The following is a 24,014-nucleotide window of genomic DNA, read 5'->3' as shown; positions in this document are numbered from 1 at the left end:
TTATTGAATGAGTGAGTCAGCCTATAAGCCGGGTTTTGTCCTTTCCGAAGAAAGTGATAATCATTCGTCTAGGCCATAAATCGCTCTATGGCTCAAGCAACCTACCCGGTTCCAACGTGGGCCACGCCATAAGGAACCCTATTTGGTCTTGCTCCGAGTGGAGTTTACCTTGCAACCGACTATTACTAGCGGCCCGGTGCGCTCTTACCGCACCCTTTCACCCTTACCAACCGAAGTTGGCGGTCTTCTCTCTGCTGCACTTGTCGTGGGCTCACGCCCCCCAGCCGTTAACTGGCACTCTGCCCTGTGGAGCCCGGACTTTCCTCCCCCTGATCATTTTCGTCACAGGCAGCGATTATCTTGGCTGACTCGGCGCGCAGTATACATGACGCTAAAGCCAAGCGCAGTAATATTTACTCTTTTTCTTCAATAATTGTTTTGTATAGTGCATTTTTTTTCATACCAAAGTACTCAGCTACAACACCGCATGCTTTTTTCATTGGCATTTCTTTTTCAAGTAGAGCCAACATTTTACGAGCCTCGGGTGGAATGTCGTCTACCACCTTAGGTTTACCCGGCAGCATGAGGACTATTTCGCCGCGTTGCTTAGTGGGATCATCTGTTAAAAACTGTTTTAGCTCACTCACTGTGCCATTAAAAAAAGTTTCGAACGTTTTAGTTAGCTCTTTGGCAAATACGACCTGCTGTTCACTGCCAAGCGCAGTTTCTAAATCGTCTAGGCTTGCCATAATACGGTGTGTGCTTTCGTACATTATACTGGTAATACTTGAGTTAATCGCATCAATAAAAAAATCTTGGCGAGCTTTACTTTTAGCGGGTGTAAAGCCAATAAACTGAAAGCGATCGGTAGGCAACCCAGAACAACACACGGCGGTTATAGCAGCGCACGCACCAGGGACTGGGGTTACGCTCGCCCCTTGCTCACGACATAAGTTTACAACTGCATATCCAGGGTCACTAATGAGTGGCGTGCCTGCATCCGATACTAAAGCAATATTTAATCCTTGATTAAGCTGATCGATAATTTGCTGTGCTTTTTGTTTTTCGTTGTGATCATGTAATGCAAATGTTTTTGCCTTAATACCAAAATGGCTAAGGAGCTTACCTGTATGGCGAGTGTCTTCAGCAGCGATTAAGTCAACCTGCGATAATGTCGCGATAGCACGCTGACTTAAGTCGTCATAATTGCCAATTGGGGTGGCAACAACGTAAAGAGTGCCAATTTTATGTGAATTCTCCTCATTTAACATTGAGGTCTCCTGCGTCAGTCAGTAATATAAGCAAATCGCGTTAACGTATTGGGAAATCATTGTGCGACTTAAACTAGTTGGTCTATTAATTATATTGTCAGGGTTATCGGCGTGTAGCACAACCGAAAAACCAATTAAAAAAAGCGATAACTTCAGCAGCAGTGCTAATGCGCTAAAAAATCAAGCGACTAGTGCGCAGTCTATTTATCAATTGGCCGTAAATAGTCAAGGTGCAGATAAAATACAATTATTATATAGCGCACGTGATTCAGCTATTTCTGAAAAAAACTGGCCATTATTAGAGCAAATTGGTAGCGACCTAGAATTAACAGCGAGTGTTGATCAAACTCAAAATCGCCTTTACATCGCATACGCGCAAAAGCAACAAAATAAAAATGACCAGTCTTTGATTATTTTACAATCGTTAGATGGGCAACTAACACAACCTGAACACTTTGCATGGCATCAGTTTTTAACAGCCAGTATTTACGCCTCACAAAATTTTCCTAAAAAAGCAGCTCCCTATTTTTTTAGAGCATCAGAAACATCTACAAAAAATAATATTGATATACCACAACTCGACCAACAGTTATGGGATAACCTAAAACAGCTTTCTTCTTATGCGCTGGAGCGTTTTAACCGTGGCTCTGTTATTCAACAAGGCTGGGTAAATCTTGCTTTATACCATCAAGTATATGCAGGTAGCGGTGTAGAGTTAGATCAAGCAATAAATAATTGGCGACGCCGTTACGTGGGACACCCTGCTGGAGCCGTGTTACCTAAACAAGATGAAAACTTTGCTGAATTAGCCCCCCTAAATATCGACCGCTTAGTTTTGTTATTCCCTCAATCAGGTCCTAACGAACGCCTAGGTGATGCTTTAAAAGCAGGAGCTTTAGCCGCATTAGATAAACAAAATATTAATGAAGCTATTTTTATTGATGAAAATTTAAGTACTGCAGACATTGCAGCAAAACTTGACCAAATTAACCCTGACTTTGTAGTTGGGCCACTACTTAAAGCGAACATAGATAAGCTTACGGCAGCTGAAACACTTATTAATATCCCTACGTTGCATTTAAATACATTCGATGGAGACACTATTTCGCTCCAACACTACTACTTTGCTCTAAACCCAGAGCACGAAGTTGAACAAGCTTTAGAGCATTTTCTAGCTATGGGATACCAAAAACCCATGCTACTCGCTCCAGAAAATACGAATGGCCAGCGCTTAGTTGATTTTTTTAATCAGCAATGGCAACGCTACAGCGAGACTAAACCTCAAATTGGTTTTTATGAAAACAATCAAGACATGCCAAAAACGATTAGTAGCTTATTAGAAGTTGATCAATCTAAAGAGCGTATAAAAACAATAAAAGCCTTATTTAAGCAAGAAGTTGAAAGTGAAACACGCTCACGCAGTGATATTGATGTAATTTATATTTTAGGTGATGCAATAGAAACACGCTTAATTAAGCCCTACCTTGATGTAAATGTGAGTACATTCTCAGAGCGAATTCCGCTGTATGCGAGCTCAAAAAGTCACAGTAAGCAAATTGACTCAACCGACAAAGGCGACTTAGACGGCCTGTATTTCACAGAACTACCTTGGATGCTTAACTCACAAATCACACAACATAATTTACGTGAGCAGTATAATTTACTTTGGCCCGAGCAAGCCGATATTAGCCAACGCTTATTCGCCATGGCATACGATGCTGTACTCGTTATTAACGATATTAGGCAGTTGAGCTTAATGCCTGGCAATCAATTTAGCGGTTTGAGCGGTAAGTTATCAGTTAATAGTAATGGCCATCTACAACGCGTACTTGATTGGGCACAATATACTAATCGCCAAATTAAGTCTGTGCAGTTAAAAACACAACGCCCTGCGCCCTTATTTATGCAGTCGGCTAGCGGTGTAAAAACGATAAATTAAGGGGGCGGCATGTCGTGGTTTAAAGAGCTGTGGCAAAATAGTCGTGAAAAAGGTCAGTATTACGAACTACAAGCGCAAAAATACCTAGTAGCGCAAGGTTTAAAACCTATAGAACGTAATTATTACTGCCCCTTTGGTGAGCTCGATATTATTATGAAAGAGGGTAACACCCTTGTTTTTGTGGAAGTGAAGTTTCGCAAAAACAATGCTCGAGGTGGTGCTAATTATGCGCTCAGCGCCCAAAAACAAGCACGGCTTAAACGTAGTATTCATCATTACTTAGCAGCTAAAAACTTAACAAATCAGGCATTAAGAATTGACTATGTAGCCATAACCGGAGAATCATCTCCTACATATAATTGGCTTAAAAACGTATTTTAAAAATACTAAAAAGAATTGGTAGGCTATGCAAGACACAATAAAAGAAATTTTCACAGAAAGTATTCAAGTTCAAATAGCCGCTGGAGAGGTCCTTCCCAGTGCGCTTGAATCGGCCGCGTTCACAATTGCACAAAGCCTTATTAACGGTAATAAGTTAATTTGTTGCGGGACAGCTAACTGTCATATGCTTGCGCAACATATAGCGGGTATATTGGTCAATCACTACGAAACAGAGCGTCCTTGCTTGCCTGCTATTGCTTTGTCACAAGAAAATATAAATCTTGGACAGAACAATCACAGTGATGATCACGATACATTTGCCCGTCAAATCCGTGCATTCGCTCAACAAGGTGACTTACTATTGGTATTAGCAATTAATGGCAATGAAAAGCAGGTAATTTCAGCCGTTGAAGCTGCGCTTACACGCGATATGAAGGTCATTGTTATGGTCGGTGACGATGGCGGTGAATTAGTGGGTTTACTTGGCCCTAATGATGTTGAAATAAGAACACCGTCTAAACGTCCAAGCCGTATTATAGAGTCGCATTTAACTAACTTACATTGTTTAAGTGAACTTATAGATTTAACGCTTTTCCCGCAGGATGAAAATTATGTTTAAACGCTCCCTTATTATTTTAGGTACCGTTGTATTATTACAAGGCTGTGCTGCAGCTGTTGTAGCCGGCACAGCCAGTGCAGTAACCGCTGCAAACGACCGTCGCACTATAGGCTCTCAAATCGATGATAACAATATAGAAATTAAAGCTAGCATTGCTATTAGTGAAGTTGAACGCTTAGAAAAGTCTGCTCGAGTTAACGCTATAAGTGTCAATGGTATTGTTTTGCTTGTTGGTCAAGTTGCTAATCAGGAAATGAAAAACGAAGCACAAATAACCGTAGAAGCGATTGCCGGTATTCGTAAAATTCATAACCAACTTCGTATAGGTTCAAATATTGGTATAACAACTCAAACTCATGATTCGTGGCTCACCTCAAAGGTAAAAGCACAGTTACTAGCAGCTAAAGATATTAGTAGCAATAACATTAAAGTGGTTACAGAAAACGCTGAGGTTTATTTGATGGGCTTGGTGTCTCAAGATGAAGCTAATCGTGCAGTTGATATTGCACGCAATGTGTCGGGCGTTGAGCGAGTAGTAAAGGTATTCGAATATATTAATTAAAAGCCACTAAATTACAGAAATAAAAAAACCGCTTTTAAGCGGTTTTTTTTTGTAATCTACATATTATTTTATAACACGTAAATGTGAGCCTTTTTTCTTTTCAGGTTTTTCTGGCGGTGTTTCATCTATATACTCAGATGAATCAACACTTTCTAGCCCTGTATCAAACTCGTCTTCGTCCTCTACAAACTCGTCTGCAGTAAAGACTGTACCTTCGCCGTTTTCACGAGCGTAAATTGCAAGCACAGCACCTAAAGGTACATAAACTTGCATTGGCTGACCGCCAAAACGCGCGTTAAAACTAAGTTGGGTTAGGTCTAACGAAAACTGTGTTACTGCTGATGGGCTAATGTTAAGCACAATTTGTCCATCTTGCACAAATTGTGTAGGCACTTGCACATTCGCAAAACCAGCGTCCACCACAATATGTGGCGTACATTCGTTGTCGACTATCCAATCAAAAAAAGCACGTAATAAATAAGGACGATTAGGCGTCATTATAAACGGATCTCACGCTCAGCTTCAGTTAAAGAGGCTTGGAATGACTCACGTTCGAATAAACGGATCATGTACTCTTTCATCTCTTTAGAGCCTGCACCATTAAGCTCAATACCAAACTCAGGTAAACGCCATAGTAGTGGTGCTAAGTAACAATCTACTAAGCTAAACTCTTCACTCATAAAGTAAGGAGCTTCGCTAAAGATAGGAGCTACTGCAAGTAATGCCTCAGTTAACTCTTTACGAGCTTGTGCTGCATCTGATGTGTTATTGCTGATTTTAGCAGCTAAGCTGTACCAATCAGTATCAATGCGGTGCATCATTAAACGGCTACGACCACGCATTACCGGGTAAACAGGCATTAGTGGAGGATGAGGGAAACGTTCATCAAGGTATTCCATGATGATATTTGCCTGATATAAACCAAGCTCACGGTCAATCAGTGTTGGCACTGTACCGTAAGGGTTAATTTCGTGAAGTGCTTCTGGCAGATTATCCTTTTCAGCCAAATGAATATCTACACTTACACCTTTTTCTGCAAGTACGATACGTACTTGATGGCTATACATACAGTTAGCCCCAGAGAAAAGGGTCATTACAGGGCGCTTATTGGCAGCTACGGCCATGCCTACCTCCATTAAATAACTAAAACAGCAATAGGGGCTTAAGCCCCTATTGCAAAATTACCTTTAAATATGTTCAAACTTAATGAACATCTCTCCAGTATTCTTTCTTAAGCATAAATGCCAAGATAAACAGGATAACTAAGAACCCAATTACCTTAATACCTAGCGCTTCCGATTCAAGTCGAGTAGGTTCACCTACGTACTCTAGGAAGTTCGTTAAATCACGAACTGCTTGGTCATACTCATCTACACTCATCTCGCCTGAACCATCTGTTTCAGTACCTGTGATATGTACAGTTGTTACACCATCAACAGTTACTTCTTCAGTTATAGGAGTAGGAACACCCTGAAGTTCTTGTAGAACATGTGGCATACCTACTGATGGAAATAACGTATTATTTACACCAAACGGACGAGACTCATCTTTATAAAATGATTTCAAGTACGTGTAAATCCAGTCACTTCCACGTACACGTGCAACATTAGTTAAATCCGGCGGAGCCGCACCAAACCATTTTGCTGCATCATCTTTAGCCATTGAGTTCTTAATATGGCTACCTACTTTTGAACCATCAAAAATAAGCTGCTCTTGGCCAACTTCCGTTGGAATACCAATATCACGGAAAGTACGTTCATAACGCTGATACTGCATTTGGTGACAACCAAGACAGTAGTTCATGAACAACTTAGCGCCGCGCTGCAAAGATGGCTGATCAGATATATCGTTACCCGCGTCCATTAGTGGAACTGACGGGCCTGCCGCCATTGCAGGTAACATATTTACTGATAAAGCGAATAAACCAATTATTAGTTTTTTCATCATTTCGTTAACCTCTCAGGCAATGGCTTAGTTTTTTCATTCTTACTGTAAACAAATAACAGTACGAAGAACATAAAGTAAGTCACAGTACAAACTTGCGAAACAATTGTTTTAAAGTCAGTTTGCGGTGTAGCACCAACCCAACCTAAAAGAACAAAAGTAACAACAAAGCCTGCAATGTTCCATTTGTGGAAACCACAACGGTAACGAACAGAGCGAACTGAACCACGGTCAATCCAAGGTAATAACGCAAGTACTACGATTGACGCCCCCATTGCTGCAACACCCATCAATTTATCAGGGATTGCGCGCAAGATTGCGTAAAATGGCGTGAAGTACCAAACAGGGAATATATGTTCCGGTGTTTTAAGTGGGTTTGCCGCTTCAAAGTTTGGCGCCTCTAAAAAGAAACCACCCATAGCAGGCATAAAGAACACAACCCAACAGAACAAGATTAAGAAACCAACCACGCCCACAATATCTTTTACTGTGTAATAAGGGTGGAACGGAATCGCATCAATAATATCTTTTTTATCAGTGTAGTATTCATGGAACTTAAATTTAGGCTTATCTTCTTCAGGAACAGTGCCTTTTTTACGTTTGTTATCAATACCGTCTGGGTTATTAGAACCCACTTCGTGTAGTGCAACAATGTGTAAAAATACTAAGATAACAATAACCAATGGCAATGCAATTACGTGTAATGCAAAGAAGCGGTTAAGCGTTGCACCAGAAATTACGTAGTCACCACGGATCCAAAGTGTAAGGTCATCACCAATAACAGGAATTGCACCAAACAGTGAGATAATTACCTGCGCACCCCAGAACGACATTTGGCCCCATGGCAATAAGTAACCCATGAATGCTTCAGCCATTAGGGCTAAGAAAATAAACATACCAAACAACCACAGTAACTCACGTGGTTTTTGGTAAGAACCGTAGATCATGCCACGGAACATATGTAGGTATACAACAATGAAGAATGCTGATGCACCAGTTGAGTGCAGATAGCGCAGTAACCAGCCATAATCTACATCACGCATGATATATTCTATTGATGCAAATGCACCTTCAGCAGACGGTACGTAGTTCATTGTTAGCCAAATACCAGTCAGTATTTGGTTAACTAGTACTAACATTGCTAATGAGCCAAAGAAGTACCAAAAGTTAAAGTTTTTAGGTGCTGGATACTGTGCAATATGCATGTTCCAAACACGTGTCATTGGGATTCTGTCGTCAATCCAACCAATAATCTTACCAAACATTAGGCCACCCCTTGTTCTTCGCCCACTAAAATAGTGGTTTCATCAAGAAAAGTATATGGTGGAATTTCTAAGTTTAATGGTGCTGGAACCGATTGAAAAACACGGCCAGCCATATCAAATTTAGAACCGTGACATGGACAATAAAAACCATCATCAGTCCCTTCCACTTTTTCACCAAAGCCACCTTGTAAAAAGCTAGGTGAACATCCTAAATGCGTACAAATACCTACAGCGACAAAAATCTCTGGACGTAATGAACGGTAGTCATTTGTTGATGATTCTAATTGTTGTGGCTCTTGCGATTGCGGATCACGAAGTTGACCTTCATGTTCTTTCATTTGCTCAAGCATTTTTGGGGTTCGTGATACAACCCATACAGGTTTACCACGCCACTCGACACGTATTAATTGTCCAGGTTCAAGTTTGCTTATATCTACTTCTACAGGCGCACCCGCAGATTTAGCTCGCTCACTTGGATTCCAAGACGCAATAAAAGGAACAGCAGCCCCAGCCGCACCAACACCACCAACAACAGAGGTAGCTATGGTTAAAAAGCGACGTCGGCCATTGTCTACAGGCGCATTGCTCATCCACTTATCTCCACTTACGATTCTCAACACTTGCTATATTGAGAACATCAGTTACAGCAGGTTAATTATTCGAAATTTTTAAAATAGAAATGATCATAATTAAAACCCTTGTTTAAAACAAGGTTATTAACAACTCAGGTCTTGAAAAATATTAATTTCACCAATGGTTTGATTAAGCTAGTTCGAGCACGAGCTGAAAAGTAATAATATCACTTCTGTAAAAACGATGTAGTGACCAAGATCAACTCCACTAAGCGGAAGTTTTAAGACTACACATAGTGTTATAAAACTTGATCGTTTTACTTCCACGCCAATTGTAGCAAAAAATTCCATCAATTAACTGATGGATTTAAACTAATTACGATAATTATTTAACTTTTTTGCAGCTATCTGGCTATTTACTTCCTTTCGTTCAATTAATACGCCGTTATTGCACTGTGTGATCATCATAAACGGTAATTTGCGATGTACAGTTTAGGCTAACAATTTTTTAAAGCTCAAAGGAATCAGAAGAAATTTATCGCCAATAACAAAAAACCCAGCATAAGCTGGGTTTTTGAATTCTTGATAACGTATAGATTAACGTTTTGAGAACTGTGGACGCTTACGCGCTTTCTTAAGACCCACTTTCTTACGTTCAACTTTACGTGCATCACGAGTAACGAAACCTGCTTTACGAAGTTGTGGACGTAGTGACTCGTCAAACTCCATAAGTGCACGAGTGATACCGTGACGGATAGCACCAGCTTGACCAGTTGTACCACCACCAGAAACGGTGATGAAAAGGTCAAATTTTTCAGTCATATCAACAAGCTCAAGAGCTTGATGAACAACCATGCGTGCTGTTTCGCGACCAAAGTACTCTTCTAAAGAGCGCTTGTTGATTACGATGTTACCAGTGCCTGGGCGTAAGAATACGCGAGCACTTGAACTTTTACGACGACCTGTACCGTAGTATTGATTTGCCATGATAGTGCTCCTTAAATGTCTAGAACCTGAGGCTGTTGTGCAGCATGGTTATGCTCAGTACCTGCGTAAACTTTAAGTTTACGGTACATAGCGCGGCCTAAAGGACCACGTGGCAACATGCCTTTAACTGCTTTTTCGATGATCATTTCAGGCTTTGCAGCTTGAAGTTTATCAAAAGTAGTAGACTTAAGGCCACCTGGAAAACCAGAGTGAGCGTAGTACACTTTATCTTTGAATTTGTTACCAGTTACAGTAACTTTCTCAGCGTTGATAACGATGATGTAATCACCAGTATCTACGTGTGGAGTGTATTCAGCTTTGTGCTTACCGCGTAGGCGATGAGCGATTTCAGTAGCGATGCGACCTAAAGTTTTACCTTCAGCGTCAACTACGTACCAGTCACGTTTTACTGTTTCTGGTTTAGCAACAAACGTTTTCATTTATAAAAATCCAATGTTTTTCAATTAAAACCACAAGTAGTTAATATTAACTACTGCTCTAAGTTTGCTATAACCCCTTCGAGTTTTAGACTTTTGCGCCGCTCATTAGTGGCTAAACTATATGAAGGCATAGAACGCAACGTGGCAGACGCGGGAGTATACCAGCACTTAAATCACATTGCTACCGATCGGTTGTTTTTCCCACAAGAAAATTATCGCTATTTACAAATAAGTGTTGATAGCGCAAAACGACCGGCATTCTAATTTTTATTAAGCTAAATGTTCCCTTGCTAAATACTCTAACGACTGCATTTCTTGCAAACGGCTTATGCAGCGTTTAAATTCAAAATTTAAGTTACCTTGGGTGTAAAGTTCGGTAATCGGTTTTTCTGCTGAAATAATTAGCGTCACGTGGCGTTCGTAAAATTCATCTACTAGAGCAATGAAGCGCCTTGCTGCATCATCATTACTTTGGCCAAGCTGTTTTACATTAGAAATAATTACCGTGTTATATAAACGGCTAATTTCCATGTAATCAACTTGGCTACGTGCAGTCTCACACAATTCACTAAATTCGAATAGCACGACACTTTGAGCTACTTTGCGCGTTTTTATTAAGCGCCCTTCAATTTCTATAGGGTGATCGAGTTGACCCGGTTCAGCTGACAACTTATCAAAATATTCAAATAGATTTTTATCCGCTTGTTCATCAAGCGGGCTGTGAAAAATTTCAGCTTGTTCTAAGGTTCTCAGTCGATAATCAATACCCGAATCTACATTCACTATTTCAGTATTGAGTTTTACCAGTTCAATGGCAGGCATAAAACGAGCCCGCTGTAGGCCATTTCTATATAAATCGTCAGGCACAATGTTAGAGGTGGCGACTAAAACAATTCCACGAGCAAAAAGCGCTTCCATTAAACCACCCAGTAACATGGCATCCGTTATGTCTTGCACAAAGAATTCATCAAAACAAATGATGTCTGTTTCTGATTTAAATATATCCGCTACTTTTTCCAGCGGATTGGTCGTGTTATTTAGCTTTTTTAATTCGTCATGCACACGGTGCATGAAACGGTGAAAATGCACGCGCATTTTTCGATCACTTGGCAATGCCTCATAAAACGTATCAACTAAATACGTTTTTCCACGCCCAACTCCGCCCCAAAAATACAAGCCTTTTATTGGTTCTGGTTCATTTTTACCAAATAAATTAGCGAAAAAACCTGTTGATTTTGGTTTTGCTTGCGTGAGGTCATCGTATAAACGTTGCAAGTGGCGCACAGCATTTTCTTGTGCTGCGTCGTGTACAAAGTCATCTCGTTTTAAATCTTGTTGATATGTTTGCCAAGGAGTCATATGTATTTTCAGTCAAAACGCAGTTTAATTTGTAAAGCATATTAACACGCATCATAACTCGGGGTATATTACACTTAATATGATTTATAAATGAATCAGCATTCTTTCGTTATTTTCCCAAAGGGGTAGTTTATGGGCACAGTTATATGGGTAGGTTTAATCGTTATTGTTGCGGTTATAGCATTTTTTATTGGTGCATTTGTTACTAAAAAACAGTTCAAACAAGATGAGTTAAAAGAGCAAGCGGAACAAGCGCAAAGCGAACTTGAGCAATATCGCCAAGACGTAGCTGACCATTTAGCAAGTACCAGCAAGCTTGTAAATAAAATGAAAGATAACTACAACCAGCTTCTTAGCCACGTTGAAGAAACTAATCAATTACTGTTAGAAGATAGAAATAAAGAACCAGCAGCCCCTTACTTTTCAAAAGAAACAACAGAGCAATTACAAGCATCTTTAAAAGAGCGTCGTTCTGATCGCTCTTCAGCAGAGGCTCAACCGGCAGACTTTGTGTCAGGTGAGTCTGGTTTATTTGCTGGTGAAAATAAAGTACAGGACCGCTCTAAAGCATCTTGATGAACTTTTTTTTGACCCCATAGTCTTTAGATATAACAGCTTTGTTGTTTTATCTTACTAACAAACTAAAAAAGGCTGCTTATGCAGCCTTTTTTAATTTTTGTTTTTCCTAAGTGGAGTAAACCCTGACTATGAAAATGAAATTATCACTTATCAGTGCTGCTATTTTATCTACAAGCTTATTAATCAGCCCGGTAGCGTCTTACGCAAAGTTACCAATAGCAGTTAACGGGCAACAGCTACCTACTCTTGCACCTATGCTTGAACAAATTTCCCCTGGTGTTGTAAGTATTCAGGTCTCGGGCTCTAAAGAGGTTCGCCGCCGCGCCGATCCACTTGAGTTCTTTTTTGGCCAGCAACAACCTCGCAGCCAAAAGCGCCAATTTAGTGGTTTGGGTTCAGGTGTGATTATCGATGCAGATGAAGGTTATGTGGTGACTAATAATCACGTGATCCAAGATGCTGAAAAAATGATCGTTACACTGGAAGATGGCCGTGAATTTGAAGCTACTAAAATTGGTACAGATAAAGAGTCTGACATTGCACTACTACAAATAGACGCTGATGACCTGACAGAAATCAAACTTGCTAACTCAGACCAATTACGAGTCGGTGATTTTGCGGTTGCTATCGGCAACCCATTTGGTTTAAGCCACACCGTAACCTCAGGTATTGTTAGTGCGCTTGGACGCAGTGGTTTAAACATTGAAGGTTACGAAGATTTCATTCAAACAGATGCCGCAATTAACCAAGGTAATTCAGGCGGCGCTTTAGTGAATTTAAATGGAGAACTAATTGGCATTAACACCGCTATTTTAGGTGCATCTGGTGGTAACGTTGGAATTGGTTTTGCTATTCCTTCTAACATGATGAAAAACTTGGTTGATCAGATTATTGAGCATGGTGAGGTACGCCGTGGCTCGCTAGGCATATCGGGTCGCCCACTTGATGCGGGCTTAGCCAAAGCACAACAACTTGATGTTAAACAAGGTGCTTATGTAATGCAGGTAATGGATGATACTGCTGCAAGTAAAGCAGGCATAAAAGCCGGGGATGTTATTGTAAGTATTAATGGCAGCGATATAAGCGGCTTCCATGAACTGCGAAGTAAAATTGCTACATTAGGTGAAGGCAGAGAAATAAAGCTCAGTATTTACCGAGATGGAAAAATAAAAACGCTCAAAGTCACACTTGATGGCGCATCTGGTGTTAAAGCGGTTGGCGAAGAACTGCACCCCGCATTTCAAGGGGCTGAATTAGAAAATGTTCAGAAAAATAATGCGAAGGGGATTGAAATTACCTCTGTCGATCCTCGCTCTCCTTCTGCACGGGTAGGCCTAGAAGAAGGTGACATGATAGTCCAAGTGAACCGCCAACGTGTTGAGACTATTCGCGATATGAATAAAATCATCGAAAATACGAAAGGTAATATTGTACTAGGCGTTAAACGTGGACGTGAGTCTATATTTATCCTAATTCAGTAATTAATCGCAGTATATGTGTAATAAAAATAACAGTGGCACTTGCCGCTGTTATTTTTTTTGTGCCATCATAAAGGGATTGCTCCTTTAATAATAAGAAACTTGTGCTGAAATTCATTAAATTTGTCCTCCCTCCTCTATTTGCAGGTCTCAGTATTGCTTTTTTGGTGGTTTTTTTCAGCCCAAATATGAGAGCAGCGCTGCTGCCTAATGTTCCTATCCCTAGTGCAATGAGTGCAAGCCACTTAAGCTTTTCTGATGCAGTAAAGCGCGCAGCCCCGTCAGTCGTTACTATTTTTTCTGAAAGTATATCCAAGGAGCCCCGCTACAAAAGAAAAAACACCGTTCAGGAGTTAGGCTCTGGCGTTATTATGTCGCAAGATGGCTACATACTTACTAATTATCATGTTGTTAATAATGCTGATGTCATCATGGTGATTTTAACTGACGGCCGACGTTTTTTTGATGTTCAGCTGATAGGCTTTGATACAATTACAGATCTAGCACTACTTAAAATAAATGCAGAACACCTTCCCGTTATTCCCGTAAACGATGACTATACGACTAGCGTGGGAGATGTTGTATTAGCTATTGGCAACCCACTTAATCTTGGGCAAACAATCACACAAGGGATTATTAGTGCCACAGGTAAACAAAAAATTACCGATAGCCCGTTTAATAATCTACTGCAAATGGATGCAGCAATTAATGTAGGAAATTCCGGTGGTGCACTCGTTAATTCAAATGGTGATTTAGTAGGTATTACTTCGGCGCAATTTAAAACCCGCGAAAACTTAAACATTCAAGGCATCTTTTTTGCTGTCCCTTACACCCTAGCTAAGGAAGTAATGGCTAAGCTAATTCGCCATGGTCGTGTAGTGCGTGGTTACTTAGGGTTTGAAGGCACAGCTGTAGACAGTACAGGCAAAGAGGTTAATGACAACTTAACCCCTGTGAGCGGCATGCGTATTACAAATTTAGATCCATTAGGGCCTGCGTGGCAAGCTGGCATTGAAGAACAAGATATTGTAATAAAAATTGCTGGGCTTTCAGTGGCTAATCCACAAAAGGTACTCGAAAAAATTGGCAATACTGAACCAGGTAAAGAAATAGAGTTTGAATTGTATAGAGATGGGAAAATCGAAAAAATAATGGTTACTGTGGCTGAGCTTGAAACCAAACTCTAAATAAGGTCGGTGTAATCACACCGACCAGCATTTAAACATGTTAGCTTGCTTTACGTCTTATGTTCGCGCCTAGCGCGCTGAGTTTATCCTCAATACGCTGATACCCTCTATCAACGTGATAAATACGATCAACAACTGTTTCACCTTGCGCTACAATCCCTGTAAGGATTAAGCTTGCTGATGCTCGTAAATCCGTAGCCATAACTTGAGCGCCAGAAAGACTTTTAGTCTCACCACATATTGCTGTGTTGCCTTCTAAGCGAATGTTTGCGCCCATGCGCTGTAACTCAGGCACATGCATGAAACGGTTCTCAAAAATAGTTTCTGTAATTGTCGCACTGCCGTTAGCCACTACATTAAGTGCAGTAAACTGAGCTTGCATATCGGTTGGGAACCCTGGATGCGGCGCGGTTTTAACATTCACCGCTTTAAGCTCACGACCACGCATATCTAGATAAATAGAATCGTCTTTAACTTCAAGTAAGGCATTTGTCGCGCGCAGTTTTTCAATAACTGGTTCAAGTGAATGAAAGTCTGTGTTTTTACACAATACTTCACCACCAGCCATTGCTGCAGCAACTAAGAACGTACCTGTTTCAATGCGATCCGGTAAAATTTTATGTTCACAACCGGATAAGCACTCTACGCCTTCAATTTCAATACGGCTCGTTCCAGCGCCCGTAATTTTAGCACCCATTGCAATCAAGCAATTTGCTAAATCGGTAATTTCAGGTTCACGGGCTGCGTTTTCAAGTACTGTTTTACCATCGGCCAGCGCTGCTGCCATCAGCAAGTTCTCGGTTGCGCCTACACTGACCATCTCCATAAAGATCTCAGCGCCTTTAAGGCGACCATCCACTTTTGCATTGATGTAGCCATTTTCAACGCTAATTTGCGCACCTAAACGTTCCATGCCTTGAATATGAATATCAACAGGGCGAGCACCAATAGCACACCCGCCTGGCAATGAAACTTGTGCCTCACCAAAGCGAGCAACTAAAGGCCCTAATGCTAATACAGACGCGCGCATTTGTTTTACTAAATCGTATGGGGCCAACGTTTTATCAACAGTTGCACCATCTATGACGAGGGTATCACCCTGCCAATTTACATCTGCACCTAATGTTTTTAGCAAAGCTTCAGTAGTTACAATATCGCGTAAGCGTGGCACATTGGTAAATGTACTTTTACCATCGGCCAAAAGTGAGGCAAATAAAATAGGCAGTGCTGCGTTTTTAGCACCAGAGATAGTCACCTCACCAGCAAGTGAAGTGCCACCTTGAATAACAAATTGATCCATTAGGGGGCCCTATTTATTGCGGTAAAATAAATTTCTGTTCACGTTTCCACTCAGTCGGTGTAAAAGCACGAATAGAAACTGCATGAATAGTACCGTCTGAAATAGTATTCATTAGTGGACCATATACTAGCTGTTGCTTTTTAACTCGGCTTAAACCGTCGAAGCACTCACCCACGGCAACAACTTCATAATGGCTTCCATTGGCTTTTACATGAACTTCTGCTAATTGAAGTTCTTCGCGTAATAATGTTTCGACTTGGCTAGTTTCCATAACTCTCACTCAAATAGGGTTGTAACTTGACCCAATTGCATTAAATTTTGCAATTGCTCAGGTGGATTTTGCAATTCAAGGCGAATACCTTGCTGCTTTAATTCTGCAAAAGAGTGAATTAACCAAGCTAAGCCGGCTGTGTCAACCCTTGACACCCCACTTAGGTCAAAATAGATGGTTTTATGCTTAGTTTGTAGCTGCTTGTTCAGAAGTTGTTCATCGCCAATTGAATTTCGAGAGAGCTCGCCGCTCGCTCGAAACTGTTGATCATCAATTTGGCTTATCGCCAATTTAGTCATTCGAGCTACTGCCTCTAAATTGAACTGGAAGCTTACTTTTTTGCTCTAAAAGGTCACTTACCTTGTCGATACCTTGCTGGCGCAGAATACCTTGTAGCTCACTTTGCTTAGCATCTAACAAGCTTATACCTTCAGCAATCATGTCGTATGCACGCCACTGCCCACTGCGATCTTCACGCACTTTAAAATCAATGCGAATATCTGGCTTACCATCTTCGATAATTTTTGTTTTTACTACAACCACTTCCTGACCTTTAAATGGTTGAGGTGCACCAAATTCAACGTGTTGGTTAGTATATTGGGTAAATACACCTGCATACGTAGCAACTAAATACTCTCTAAACACGCCAATAAAGCGCTGAATGTCTTTAATTGCTTGTGCTTTTTCAGCATCATCTGTAATAGCTCGTACTTTAGATACTTCACTTCCTAATACACGCAGTGCTGCGTATTTATAATCAATATAGGGCATTAACTCTTCTTCAACGATAACGCGTAGATACTCTTGATCTTTAACAATCAATGGTTGATCTTTTTTGATTCGGTCAAATGTATGCTCTGATACCTTGCGCACCATTTTATTTGGATCGTCTAACTTTACTTCTGCAGCACTCACCGTTTGCATTAGGCTCAATGCGCTAAGCGTTATAATAGCTAAATACTTTTTCAACATAATAATTACTCACTACCTTGGTTGAATAAAAACTGCCCAATTAATTCTTCTAGCACAATGGCAGACTTAGTATCAATAATTGAATCCCCATTACCTAACGCCTTACTTTCTACGCCAAATAAATCATCAATTGCTGTATCTTGTTCATTGTTGGTTACTGTTTCACCTAAACAGCGCTGTTCAGCTGAACTAGAAGCAATAACTGGATTTATACCTAAGTATTGCTCGCCTAAAATACCCGATGTAAGTATGGATATAGAGCTTGTATCTGAAAAACGACATAAGTATTGCGCATCAATAGTCATATCAACCACAGGTAAAAACTCTTTTGGATGAACATAAATTGACTCAACGCGACCAATTACCACACCACCTACTTTGATAGGGGCTCGTGCTTTTAATGAGCCAATATTTTCAAACTTTGCATTCAGTGAATAGGTTTCGCCTGAGCCACTAATACCTGCATTCGCTACTTTAAGTGCTAACATAGCAAAAGCTAAAATGCCAAGTGCTACAAAAAAGCCAACTAAAATTTCTAATTTCCGTGAATTCATTATTTATACCCTAATTAGCTGGTAAACATTACCGCTGTCAAAATAAAGTCGAAACCTAAAACGGCCAATGACGAATGTACAACTGTCTCGGTAGTTGCTTTGCTGATCCCTTCCGACGTTGGAACACAGTCATAACCTTTGTAAAGTGCAATCCAAGTAACCACTATTGCAAATACAAAGCTTTTAATTATGCCGTTTAGTACATCAGCCTGAAACGACACTTGCGATTGCATAATTGACCAAAAACTACCTGTATCTACACCCAACCAATCAACCCCGACTAAATGAGCCCCTATAATTGCAACGGCAGAGAATATAATTGCAAGTAAAGGCATGCTAATAAAACCAGCCCAAAAGCGAGGTGCAATAATACGTTTAAGTGGATCAATTGCCATCATCTCTAATGATGAGAGTTGTTCGGTGGCTTTCATTAGGCCTATTTCTGCGGTAAGTGCACTACCTGCACGCCCAGCAAATAATAGCGCAGTAACTACAGGGCCTAGCTCACGCAGTAAACTCAATGCTACAAGTGGCCCTAAGCTATCTTCAGCACCATACCCTACTAATACGGTGTAGCCTTGCAATGCGAGTACCATACCGATAAACAAGCCCGATACCATAATAATAAGCAGCGACTGCGAACCCACCATATAAAGCTGGCGAACAAGCAGCGGAGTGCCTTTTTTAAAATTAGGAACATGCGCGAGTGCGCTGAACAACATGTAAGCTGAGCGACCAAGGGCAGCAAAGCGACCCAGAGTTTTATGCCCTAACTTTTGAAACAAATCCAACATTAGGCTTTTTCTCCAAGCAACTCATCTGCATAGGCTTGCGCGGGGAAATGAAATGGCACAGGACCATCAGACAAACCTTTTAAAAATTGCTGAACTAGCTCAGATTCATGATTGCGCATTTCATCTGGCGTACCTGAGCCTATCACGCCCTGATCGGCAATAATAATAACGTGATCGGCAATACTCATTACTTCAGTTACATCATGGGTCACGATTAAAGACGATAAACCTAATACTTGATTGAGCGATTTAATTAACTTTACAAGCACGCCCATTGAGATAGGATCTTGGCCAGCAAACGGTTCGTCATACATGATGAGCTCTGGATCGAGCGCTATTGCGCGAGCAAGAGCAGCACGCCTTGCCATCCCACCTGATAACTCTGAGGGCATTAAATCTTTAGCTCCGCGTAAACCCACAGCCTGCAGCTTCATTAACACCACTAAACGAATAAGATCTTCACTTAGTTTTGTGTGCTCACGAATCGGAAAAGCAATATTGTCAAACACAGACATGTCGGTAAACAAGGCACCACTTTGAAATAGCATGCTCATTTTTGTACGCGCTTCGTATAATTCTGAACGCGTCATGGAAGGAATACTGCCACCTTCAAATAAAATATCACCCGAATCAGGTTTTAATTGACCACCAATTAAACGCAACATCGTGGTTTTACCAATACCGCTTGGCCCCATAATCGCAGTGATTTTGCCTTTAGGCACACTAAAGCTCATATTTTTATATATGACCCTATCGCCCCTGGAAAAGCTAACATCCTTGACTTCTACTATTGATTGCGACAAGTCGCTCTCCATAAAAATGTTCACTAGTGCCCCTATTTTAAATCTTTTTGATCCAATATGGAAAAAACAATTCGTAAGATTTTGTAATGTACGTTTAAAACACACATTAAGACTCACTCATCTTCACTTAACCAACACTTAAACTGGGGTCTGTTACCTATTAAGGTTAAATTTTCAGCAACCTATTTAGAATTTTGGCAAGTCAGTACCTGGTGGTGTAGTTATTCCCCATACATCAGCAAAACTTTAATACTGAAAGCCTAACAGCCCCGACTAATTAATTTAGTAAAATGAATTAGTCTACGTAGTTGACCTTACTCTTTTATTTATACTTTCATCGTGGCATTTGTTACTATTCGCGCCATTCCTATTTTGAATAACTGGCTTAATACAATGGTTACCTCGTTTGTTATTTTGATTCTTGGTTTTGCAGCCCTAGTTTGGAGTGCTGACAGGTTTGTTTATGGTGCGGCCGCACTGGCTAAAAACTTTGGCGTACCAACCTTAATTGTTGGTTTGACTGTTGTTGCCATGGGCTCATCAGCACCTGAAATGATGGTATCAGCCTCTGCTGCATTAGCTGGAAAAACAGACACAGCGGTAGGTAACGCAATTGGCTCAAATATCACAAATATTCTACTGGTATTAGGTATTACCGCTTTATTTAGGCCTCTTAGCGTTTCTTCCAGTACATTAAAACGTGAAATCCCGTTAGTGCTTATCGTATCTCTAGCTACTTGGTATATTTTTTCAGATAACTACTTTTCGCTTGCTGAAGGGGTTGCCTTATTAATTGGTTTTGTCGTCTTTATTGGCGGGCTGATTATTGTTTCGCTACGTGCTAAAAATCAAACAGACCCATTTGTATCAGAAGCATGTGATGAAGTACCCAATGACGTACCAACAAAAAAAGCAGTAATTTGGTTAGTTATTGGTATGGTATTACTCCCTGTCAGTGCACATTTTTTAATAGAATCAGCGGTCGATATCGCGAAATATTTTGGCCTAAGCGATTTAGTCATTGGCTTAACAATTATTGCAATAGGTACTAGCTTGCCTGAGCTTGCAGCTTCAATTGCAGGTGTGCTAAAAAATGAAGATGACTTAGCACTGGGTAATATTGTTGGCTCTAATATTTTTAATATTCTTGCTGTGCTGCCTTTCGCAGGCATTATTAACCCTTCTATTATTGACCCGTCGGTTGCTAACCGCGACATACTTTTTATGATTGGTGCCACGGTTGCGCTTATTATCATGTCATTGAACTTTAGAGGTGCTCAACGCATCAATAGAGTAGAAGGCGGCTTATTATTAATCGCTTTTTTAGGCTATCAAGGGTATATTTTCAGTCAAGTAGGGTAAGTAATGGCAACGCTAAATTTTATTGAACAAGGCCTACGTGTATTAGACATAGAGCGCCAAGCATTGAGTGATATTGCACAATATGTGGATGAAAATTTTCATCAAGCATGTCAGTTAATATACGACTGCCAAGGCCGAACTATTGTTATAGGCATGGGAAAGTCAGGTCATATTGGTAATAAAATAGCGGCTACATTAGCAAGTACTGGCAGCCCTGCATTTTTTGTACACCCAGGTGAGGCAAGCCATGGCGACTTAGGTATGATCACTAAAAATGATGTGGTTATGCTAATTTCTAATTCTGGTGAAACAAGCGAAGTCCTCAATATAATTCCCGTTTTGAAACGCCTTGGCGCAAAAATGATAGCCATGACAGGCAACGCTAGCTCAACAATGGCAACGCTTGCAAACGTACATATTTGCATAAAAGTACAAAAAGAAGCCTGTTCGTTAGGCTTAGCACCTACAGCAAGCACAACAGCAACACTTGCAATGGGCGATGCCATGGCGGTTGCACTGTTAGAAGCCCGCGGTTTTACAGCTGATGACTTTGCGCTATCTCACCCCGGCGGCAGTTTAGGTAAACGTTTACTACTGACCCTAAAAGATGTCATGCATAGCGGTAAAAACACACCTATTATTAATGTTACTCAAACTATAAAGGATGCACTGATAGAAATGTCAGCAAAAGGCCTAGGCATGACAGCTATAGTTGATTCTCAGCAGCAACTTGTAGGGCTCTTTACCGACGGTGATTTACGCCGTATTTTAGAACAAAGAATTGATATACATACAACACAAATAGATGTTGTAATGACCAAATCCTGCACAACGGCAACGCAAGATATTTTGGCCGCTGAAGCACTTAATATTTTGGAGCAAAAGCGTATTAATGGTTTAATCATCGTTAATGAACAAAACCACCCTATCGGTGCATTAAATATGCAAGACTTACTAAAAGCAGGAGTATTATAAATGCAATTTGAAGAGCTCTATCAACCATTGAGTGAAGACGCAAAAGCACGTGCAAAAAAAGTAAAGCTACTTATTTGTGATATTGATGGTGTGTTTTCTGATGGTCGCATTTATTTGGGTAACCAAGGTGAAGAGCTCAAAGCATTTAATACAAAAGATGGTTTTGGCATTAAAGCGCTTATTAATAGCGGCTTTGAAGTTGCGGTAATTACTGGACGCCACTCAAAAATAGTACAACAACGTATGACAAGCCTAACAGTACAACACATATATCAAGGCCAAGAAAATAAGTTACTCGCTTACGAAGAACTAAAAACAAAGCTCAATTTAAATGATGAGCAAATTGCCTACATTGGTGATGATGGCCCAGACATGCCAGTGATGGAGTTAGTAGGGTTTGCCGTTGCTGTGAATGACGCCCATCCGCTTATAAAACGTTTAGCACATTATACAACACAAATGCTGGGTGGCTTTGGTGCCGTGAGAGAACTTACCGACCTACTAATGCTTGAAAATAACAAACCTTTGACCACAAAAGGGACTAGTTCATGAATGCTGCGCGCATAATATTAAGCGTTTTATTCATCAGCTGTATGGTTTGGCTTTGGTACCCTTATTTCACACAAGTAAATTTACCACAACAAACCGAAGCAGACATAATTGCAAAGCCCGATTACACAGCCATAGAGCTAAAACAAACAGCGTATGACGAAAATGGGAAAATCAGCCATAAAGTAACGGCAGCGCGAATGGAGCTATATCAAGAATTAGGGTTTACCTTTTTTGATGAACCTATTTTTACGCTATACAACAACAAACAAACATGGCGTATTAACGCTAATGAAGCAACATTATACGAAGGCAGACAATTAATATTAGAAGGTAACGTTGTTGCTAGTAATTTAACTGATAACGCAATGATAGATAAAATTAATGCTGATAACATTCAGGTAGATATAAAATTACTAACGATGCAATCAGAGCAGCCTGTCATTATTACTGGGCCCAATTTAAAAATCACCGGTAAAGGCTTAGAAGCCGATTTAAAAACCGAAGTGATAAAATTAATTAACCATACGCGAACTATTTATTATGACCAATAAACTATCAACACTCTTTATTATTCCAACATTTTTACTTGCATTAGGTACTAATGCCGCTGAACCAACAGCGCCACTTTCTGCAAATCAGATTTCGATTAGTGCGGATAAACAAGAGGGTCAACTAAAAGAAAACGTAGGTATCTTCGAAAAAAATGTTGAAATTATTCATGGCGACAGAAAAATTACCGCAGACCGCCTTGAGGTTCACAAGCGCGATGAGCTAGGCGACAACAAGCAACTGTTAATTGCCACAGGTACACCTGCATATTTTGAAGAAAAACAAGCCGACGGCACAATAATGAGCGCCAGCGCTAATGAAGTTAGGTACGATGTTTCAACGCGTTTTTTAACATTAATTGGAGATGCAGAGATATCTCAAGCTGGGCAAAAAATGAATGCTAAAAGCATTACCTATGATATAGAACAGCAGCTTATTAGCGCCGAAAAAGATGAAAGTTCAACAGACCGTGTACACACTATCTTAGTGCCTGTGGAGCCTAAAAAAAATGACAAAGGCCAACCATGAGTACATTAAAAGCAGAGCTACTAGCCAAAAGCTACAAAGGCCGTGAAGTTGTAAAAAATGTGGGCTTAGAAGTTAAAGCTGGCAGTATTGTAGGCTTGCTTGGGCCAAACGGCGCAGGTAAAACAACAACCTTTTACATGATTGTAGGCTTAGTCCCTAGCGACAAAGGCAAAATATCTATCGACGAGAATGATATTACGCTTTTACCTATGCATAGTCGTGCTAGATTAGGCATTGGCTACTTACCACAAGAGTCGTCTATATTTAGAAAGCTAACGGTGTATCAAAACTTAATGGCTATTTTAGAAACTCGAAAGGGGCTCACTAAGCAAGCCAGAGAAGATACACTGAATAATCTATTAGATGAATTTAGCATTCAACACATTCGCGACAGCAAAGGTATGGCATTATCGGGCGGAGAACGTCGTAGAGTGGAGATTGCACGTGCTTTAGCTGCAGATCCAAAGTTTATTTTGTTAGACGAACCATTTGCCGGTGTTGACCCTATCTCAGTATTAGATATTAAAAAAATTATTGAACACCTAAAAAACCGTGGTATTGGCGTATTAATAACAGACCACAATGTGAGAGAAACCCTTGATGTTTGTGAAAAAGCCTACATTGTTTCTCATGGGGAACTGATTGCTTCTGGTACCCCTGAACACGTATTAAATGATAAAACTGTACGCGATGTATATTTAGGCGAGCAATTTAGGCTGTAACATTTACGCCTTATTTATAAGCATCTGCTAGTATTAATTATAACAACTT

General features: G+C 40.4%; 30 protein-coding genes and 1 other RNA gene. 13 read left to right on the top strand and 18 right to left on the bottom strand.

The window, feature by feature from the left end:
* Positions 1-8 precede the first annotated feature (8 nt).
* Together rnpB and rsmI are read right to left on the bottom strand one after the other, a co-directional pair.
* Positions 9-372, bottom strand: an RNA gene (gene rnpB / locus ACFI34_RS16090) — RNase P RNA component class A.
* A gap of 41 nt (positions 373-413) precedes the next feature.
* Positions 414-1,271, bottom strand: coding sequence for a 16S rRNA (cytidine(1402)-2'-O)-methyltransferase (gene rsmI / locus ACFI34_RS16085; protein WP_248518631.1), 858 nt, complete (start codon positions 1,269-1,271; stop codon positions 414-416).
* Positions 1,272-1,332: 61 nt separating this feature from the next.
* Between rsmI and ACFI34_RS16080 the strand changes: the two genes are divergently transcribed.
* From ACFI34_RS16080 to dolP, 4 genes are read left to right on the top strand one after another with little or no spacing between them, the layout of a single operon-like run.
* Positions 1,333-3,210, top strand: a complete 1,878-nt coding sequence (locus tag ACFI34_RS16080) for a penicillin-binding protein activator (RefSeq protein ID WP_462674208.1) — start codon at positions 1,333-1,335, stop codon at positions 3,208-3,210.
* 9 nt (positions 3,211-3,219) lie between these two features.
* Entirely contained in the window at positions 3,220-3,591 is a 372-nt protein-coding gene (locus ACFI34_RS16075; RefSeq protein WP_006792124.1) for a YraN family protein, read from the top strand.
* A gap of 25 nt (positions 3,592-3,616) precedes the next feature.
* Positions 3,617-4,210: an SIS domain-containing protein gene (locus tag ACFI34_RS16070; protein ID WP_006792123.1), complete on the top strand. Its 594-nt coding sequence runs from the start codon at positions 3,617-3,619 to the stop codon at positions 4,208-4,210.
* Positions 4,203-4,772, top strand: coding sequence for a division/outer membrane stress-associated lipid-binding lipoprotein (gene dolP / locus ACFI34_RS16065; RefSeq protein ID WP_008130334.1), 570 nt, complete (start codon positions 4,203-4,205; stop codon positions 4,770-4,772). The genes ACFI34_RS16070 and dolP overlap by 8 nt, the downstream gene beginning before the upstream one ends.
* A 63-nt stretch (positions 4,773-4,835) precedes the next feature.
* Here the strand turns inward: dolP and ACFI34_RS16060 are convergent, their stop codons facing one another.
* The 8 genes from ACFI34_RS16060 to zapE all read right to left on the bottom strand — a co-directional run bounded on the left by ACFI34_RS16060 (position 4,836) and on the right by zapE (position 11,339).
* Complete coding sequence (locus tag ACFI34_RS16060; RefSeq protein ID WP_006792121.1) at positions 4,836-5,270, bottom strand: ClpXP protease specificity-enhancing factor; 435 nt, start codon at positions 5,268-5,270, stop codon at positions 4,836-4,838.
* Complete coding sequence (gene sspA, locus ACFI34_RS16055) at positions 5,270-5,896, bottom strand: stringent starvation protein SspA (protein WP_006792120.1); 627 nt, start codon at positions 5,894-5,896, stop codon at positions 5,270-5,272. The genes ACFI34_RS16060 and sspA overlap by 1 nt, the downstream gene beginning before the upstream one ends.
* Positions 5,897-5,975: 79 nt before the next feature.
* A complete protein-coding gene (locus ACFI34_RS16050) occupies positions 5,976-6,719 on the bottom strand; it encodes a cytochrome c1 (RefSeq protein ID WP_006792119.1) in 744 nt (247 codons plus the stop codon).
* A complete protein-coding gene (locus tag ACFI34_RS16045) occupies positions 6,716-7,981 on the bottom strand; it encodes a cytochrome b (RefSeq protein ID WP_006792118.1) in 1,266 nt (421 codons plus the stop codon). Before ACFI34_RS16045 ends, ACFI34_RS16050 begins: the two co-directional genes overlap by 4 nt.
* Entirely contained in the window at positions 7,981-8,571 is a 591-nt protein-coding gene (gene petA, locus ACFI34_RS16040; RefSeq protein ID WP_006792117.1) for a ubiquinol-cytochrome c reductase iron-sulfur subunit, read from the bottom strand. Before petA ends, ACFI34_RS16045 begins: the two co-directional genes overlap by 1 nt.
* A gap of 579 nt (positions 8,572-9,150) precedes the next feature.
* The gene (rpsI, locus tag ACFI34_RS16035) at positions 9,151-9,543 is read right to left on the bottom strand and encodes a 30S ribosomal protein S9 (RefSeq protein WP_086007041.1); all 393 of its coding nucleotides are present in this window, start codon (positions 9,541-9,543) and stop codon (positions 9,151-9,153) included.
* Between the two features lie 8 nt (positions 9,544-9,551).
* Entirely contained in the window at positions 9,552-9,980 is a 429-nt protein-coding gene (gene rplM, locus ACFI34_RS16030; protein WP_002957960.1) for a 50S ribosomal protein L13, read from the bottom strand.
* A 270-nt stretch (positions 9,981-10,250) separates the two neighbouring features.
* On the bottom strand, positions 10,251-11,339 hold the full coding sequence (gene zapE, locus ACFI34_RS16025; protein ID WP_006792114.1) for a cell division protein ZapE: 1,089 nt from the start codon (positions 11,337-11,339) through the stop codon (positions 10,251-10,253).
* Positions 11,340-11,471: 132 nt separating this feature from the next.
* Here zapE and ACFI34_RS16020 point away from each other — a divergent pair, with 132 nt between their 5' ends.
* Together ACFI34_RS16020 and ACFI34_RS16015 are read left to right on the top strand one after the other, a co-directional pair.
* Complete coding sequence (locus ACFI34_RS16020; RefSeq protein WP_008130322.1) at positions 11,472-11,915, top strand: Z-ring associated ZapG family protein; 444 nt, start codon at positions 11,472-11,474, stop codon at positions 11,913-11,915.
* Between the two features lie 131 nt (positions 11,916-12,046).
* A complete protein-coding gene (locus ACFI34_RS16015) occupies positions 12,047-13,399 on the top strand; it encodes a Do family serine endopeptidase (RefSeq protein WP_462674207.1) in 1,353 nt (450 codons plus the stop codon).
* Here the strand turns inward: ACFI34_RS16015 and ACFI34_RS16010 are convergent.
* Positions 13,383-13,712 (bottom strand): hypothetical protein, encoded by a 330-nt coding sequence (locus ACFI34_RS16010; RefSeq protein WP_462674216.1) that lies wholly within the window; start codon positions 13,710-13,712, stop codon positions 13,383-13,385. The two genes, ACFI34_RS16015 and ACFI34_RS16010, sit on opposite strands and share 17 nt — an antisense overlap.
* On the opposite strand from ACFI34_RS16010, the gene ACFI34_RS16005 reads away from it, so the two are divergent.
* Positions 13,627-14,583, top strand: a complete 957-nt coding sequence (locus ACFI34_RS16005; RefSeq protein WP_305401589.1) for a trypsin-like peptidase domain-containing protein — start codon at positions 13,627-13,629, stop codon at positions 14,581-14,583. The genes ACFI34_RS16010 and ACFI34_RS16005 overlap by 86 nt on opposite strands.
* Positions 14,584-14,623: 40 nt before the next feature.
* Here ACFI34_RS16005 and murA read toward each other — a convergent pair whose 3' ends face one another.
* The 7 genes from murA to ACFI34_RS15970 are packed head-to-tail and all read right to left on the bottom strand — an operon-like array spanning position 14,624 to position 19,289.
* Complete coding sequence (murA, locus tag ACFI34_RS16000; protein WP_462674206.1) at positions 14,624-15,883, bottom strand: UDP-N-acetylglucosamine 1-carboxyvinyltransferase; 1,260 nt, start codon at positions 15,881-15,883, stop codon at positions 14,624-14,626.
* 13 nt (positions 15,884-15,896) lie between these two features.
* The gene (locus ACFI34_RS15995; protein ID WP_006792109.1) at positions 15,897-16,154 is read right to left on the bottom strand and encodes a BolA family protein; all 258 of its coding nucleotides are present in this window, start codon (positions 16,152-16,154) and stop codon (positions 15,897-15,899) included.
* Between the two features lie 5 nt (positions 16,155-16,159).
* Positions 16,160-16,453: an STAS domain-containing protein gene (locus ACFI34_RS15990; RefSeq protein WP_006792108.1), complete on the bottom strand. Its 294-nt coding sequence runs from the start codon at positions 16,451-16,453 to the stop codon at positions 16,160-16,162.
* On the bottom strand, positions 16,446-17,126 hold the full coding sequence (locus tag ACFI34_RS15985; protein WP_462674205.1) for an MlaC/ttg2D family ABC transporter substrate-binding protein: 681 nt from the start codon (positions 17,124-17,126) through the stop codon (positions 16,446-16,448). The genes ACFI34_RS15990 and ACFI34_RS15985 overlap by 8 nt, the downstream gene beginning before the upstream one ends.
* Before the next feature lie 5 nt (positions 17,127-17,131).
* Positions 17,132-17,680 (bottom strand): outer membrane lipid asymmetry maintenance protein MlaD, encoded by a 549-nt coding sequence (gene mlaD / locus ACFI34_RS15980; RefSeq protein WP_006792106.1) that lies wholly within the window; start codon positions 17,678-17,680, stop codon positions 17,132-17,134.
* A gap of 14 nt (positions 17,681-17,694) precedes the next feature.
* The gene (gene mlaE / locus ACFI34_RS15975) at positions 17,695-18,474 is read right to left on the bottom strand and encodes a lipid asymmetry maintenance ABC transporter permease subunit MlaE (RefSeq protein WP_006792105.1); all 780 of its coding nucleotides are present in this window, start codon (positions 18,472-18,474) and stop codon (positions 17,695-17,697) included.
* Positions 18,474-19,289 carry an ATP-binding cassette domain-containing protein gene (locus ACFI34_RS15970; RefSeq protein ID WP_074210176.1) on the bottom strand — a complete coding sequence of 272 codons (816 nt, stop codon included), beginning with the start codon at positions 19,287-19,289 and terminating at the stop codon, positions 18,474-18,476. Before ACFI34_RS15970 ends, mlaE begins: the two co-directional genes overlap by 1 nt.
* Positions 19,290-19,670: 381 nt before the next feature.
* Between ACFI34_RS15970 and ACFI34_RS15965 the strand changes: the two genes are divergently transcribed.
* The 6 genes from ACFI34_RS15965 to lptB are packed head-to-tail and all read left to right on the top strand — an operon-like array spanning position 19,671 to position 23,965.
* Positions 19,671-20,639, top strand: coding sequence for a calcium/sodium antiporter (locus tag ACFI34_RS15965; RefSeq protein ID WP_462674215.1), 969 nt, complete (start codon positions 19,671-19,673; stop codon positions 20,637-20,639).
* Positions 20,640-20,642: 3 nt separating this feature from the next.
* A complete protein-coding gene (locus ACFI34_RS15960; RefSeq protein ID WP_462674204.1) occupies positions 20,643-21,614 on the top strand; it encodes a KpsF/GutQ family sugar-phosphate isomerase in 972 nt (323 codons plus the stop codon).
* Positions 21,615-22,166: a 3-deoxy-manno-octulosonate-8-phosphatase KdsC gene (gene kdsC / locus ACFI34_RS15955; RefSeq protein WP_006792101.1), complete on the top strand. Its 552-nt coding sequence runs from the start codon at positions 21,615-21,617 to the stop codon at positions 22,164-22,166. It begins immediately after the preceding gene.
* Positions 22,163-22,717 (top strand): LPS export ABC transporter periplasmic protein LptC, encoded by a 555-nt coding sequence (gene lptC, locus ACFI34_RS15950; RefSeq protein ID WP_462674203.1) that lies wholly within the window; start codon positions 22,163-22,165, stop codon positions 22,715-22,717. Before kdsC ends, lptC begins: the two co-directional genes overlap by 4 nt.
* Positions 22,707-23,243 carry a lipopolysaccharide transport periplasmic protein LptA gene (gene lptA / locus ACFI34_RS15945; protein WP_462674202.1) on the top strand — a complete coding sequence of 179 codons (537 nt, stop codon included), beginning with the start codon at positions 22,707-22,709 and terminating at the stop codon, positions 23,241-23,243. The genes lptC and lptA overlap by 11 nt, the downstream gene beginning before the upstream one ends.
* Positions 23,240-23,965, top strand: a complete 726-nt coding sequence (lptB, locus tag ACFI34_RS15940; RefSeq protein ID WP_462674201.1) for an LPS export ABC transporter ATP-binding protein — start codon at positions 23,240-23,242, stop codon at positions 23,963-23,965. The genes lptA and lptB overlap by 4 nt, the downstream gene beginning before the upstream one ends.
* Positions 23,966-24,014 lie beyond the last annotated feature (49 nt).

It is taken from the genome of Pseudoalteromonas sp. PSi26 (assembly GCF_054960575.1).
Note: the sequence above shows the minus strand (reverse complement) of the source record. Positions and strands in the feature narration are given on the sequence as shown.

What these genes read in the sequence shown, in the direction of transcription:
- petA (WP_006792117.1), bottom strand. Translation starts at nt 8,571, where the DNA reads ATGAGCAATGCGCCTGTAGACAATGGCCGACGTCGCTTTTTAACCATA.
- ACFI34_RS16045 (WP_006792118.1), bottom strand. Translation starts at nt 7,981, where the DNA reads ATGTTTGGTAAGATTATTGGTTGGATTGACGACAGAATCCCAATGACA.
- ACFI34_RS16070 (WP_006792123.1), top strand. Translation starts at nt 3,617, where the DNA reads ATGCAAGACACAATAAAAGAAATTTTCACAGAAAGTATTCAAGTTCAA.
- lptA (WP_462674202.1), top strand. Translation starts at nt 22,707, where the DNA reads ATGACCAATAAACTATCAACACTCTTTATTATTCCAACATTTTTACTT.
- ACFI34_RS16020 (WP_008130322.1), top strand. Translation starts at nt 11,472, where the DNA reads ATGGGCACAGTTATATGGGTAGGTTTAATCGTTATTGTTGCGGTTATA.
- ACFI34_RS15990 (WP_006792108.1), bottom strand. Translation starts at nt 16,453, where the DNA reads ATGACTAAATTGGCGATAAGCCAAATTGATGATCAACAGTTTCGAGCG.
- kdsC (WP_006792101.1), top strand. Translation starts at nt 21,615, where the DNA reads ATGCAATTTGAAGAGCTCTATCAACCATTGAGTGAAGACGCAAAAGCA.
- ACFI34_RS16050 (WP_006792119.1), bottom strand. Translation starts at nt 6,719, where the DNA reads ATGATGAAAAAACTAATAATTGGTTTATTCGCTTTATCAGTAAATATG.
- rplM (WP_002957960.1), bottom strand. Translation starts at nt 9,980, where the DNA reads ATGAAAACGTTTGTTGCTAAACCAGAAACAGTAAAACGTGACTGGTAC.
- mlaE (WP_006792105.1), bottom strand. Translation starts at nt 18,474, where the DNA reads ATGTTGGATTTGTTTCAAAAGTTAGGGCATAAAACTCTGGGTCGCTTT.
- ACFI34_RS15960 (WP_462674204.1), top strand. Translation starts at nt 20,643, where the DNA reads ATGGCAACGCTAAATTTTATTGAACAAGGCCTACGTGTATTAGACATA.
- ACFI34_RS16075 (WP_006792124.1), top strand. Translation starts at nt 3,220, where the DNA reads ATGTCGTGGTTTAAAGAGCTGTGGCAAAATAGTCGTGAAAAAGGTCAG.
- ACFI34_RS15985 (WP_462674205.1), bottom strand. Translation starts at nt 17,126, where the DNA reads ATGTTGAAAAAGTATTTAGCTATTATAACGCTTAGCGCATTGAGCCTA.
- murA (WP_462674206.1), bottom strand. Translation starts at nt 15,883, where the DNA reads ATGGATCAATTTGTTATTCAAGGTGGCACTTCACTTGCTGGTGAGGTG.
- ACFI34_RS15995 (WP_006792109.1), bottom strand. Translation starts at nt 16,154, where the DNA reads ATGGAAACTAGCCAAGTCGAAACATTATTACGCGAAGAACTTCAATTA.
- zapE (WP_006792114.1), bottom strand. Translation starts at nt 11,339, where the DNA reads ATGACTCCTTGGCAAACATATCAACAAGATTTAAAACGAGATGACTTT.
- ACFI34_RS15970 (WP_074210176.1), bottom strand. Translation starts at nt 19,289, where the DNA reads ATGGAGAGCGACTTGTCGCAATCAATAGTAGAAGTCAAGGATGTTAGC.
- lptB (WP_462674201.1), top strand. Translation starts at nt 23,240, where the DNA reads ATGAGTACATTAAAAGCAGAGCTACTAGCCAAAAGCTACAAAGGCCGT.
- rsmI (WP_248518631.1), bottom strand. Translation starts at nt 1,271, where the DNA reads ATGTTAAATGAGGAGAATTCACATAAAATTGGCACTCTTTACGTTGTT.
- ACFI34_RS16060 (WP_006792121.1), bottom strand. Translation starts at nt 5,270, where the DNA reads ATGACGCCTAATCGTCCTTATTTATTACGTGCTTTTTTTGATTGGATA.
- dolP (WP_008130334.1), top strand. Translation starts at nt 4,203, where the DNA reads ATGTTTAAACGCTCCCTTATTATTTTAGGTACCGTTGTATTATTACAA.
- lptC (WP_462674203.1), top strand. Translation starts at nt 22,163, where the DNA reads ATGAATGCTGCGCGCATAATATTAAGCGTTTTATTCATCAGCTGTATG.
- ACFI34_RS16015 (WP_462674207.1), top strand. Translation starts at nt 12,047, where the DNA reads ATGAAAATGAAATTATCACTTATCAGTGCTGCTATTTTATCTACAAGC.
- ACFI34_RS15965 (WP_462674215.1), top strand. Translation starts at nt 19,671, where the DNA reads ATGGTTACCTCGTTTGTTATTTTGATTCTTGGTTTTGCAGCCCTAGTT.
- mlaD (WP_006792106.1), bottom strand. Translation starts at nt 17,680, where the DNA reads ATGAATTCACGGAAATTAGAAATTTTAGTTGGCTTTTTTGTAGCACTT.
- ACFI34_RS16005 (WP_305401589.1), top strand. Translation starts at nt 13,627, where the DNA reads ATGAGTGCAAGCCACTTAAGCTTTTCTGATGCAGTAAAGCGCGCAGCC.
- sspA (WP_006792120.1), bottom strand. Translation starts at nt 5,896, where the DNA reads ATGGCCGTAGCTGCCAATAAGCGCCCTGTAATGACCCTTTTCTCTGGG.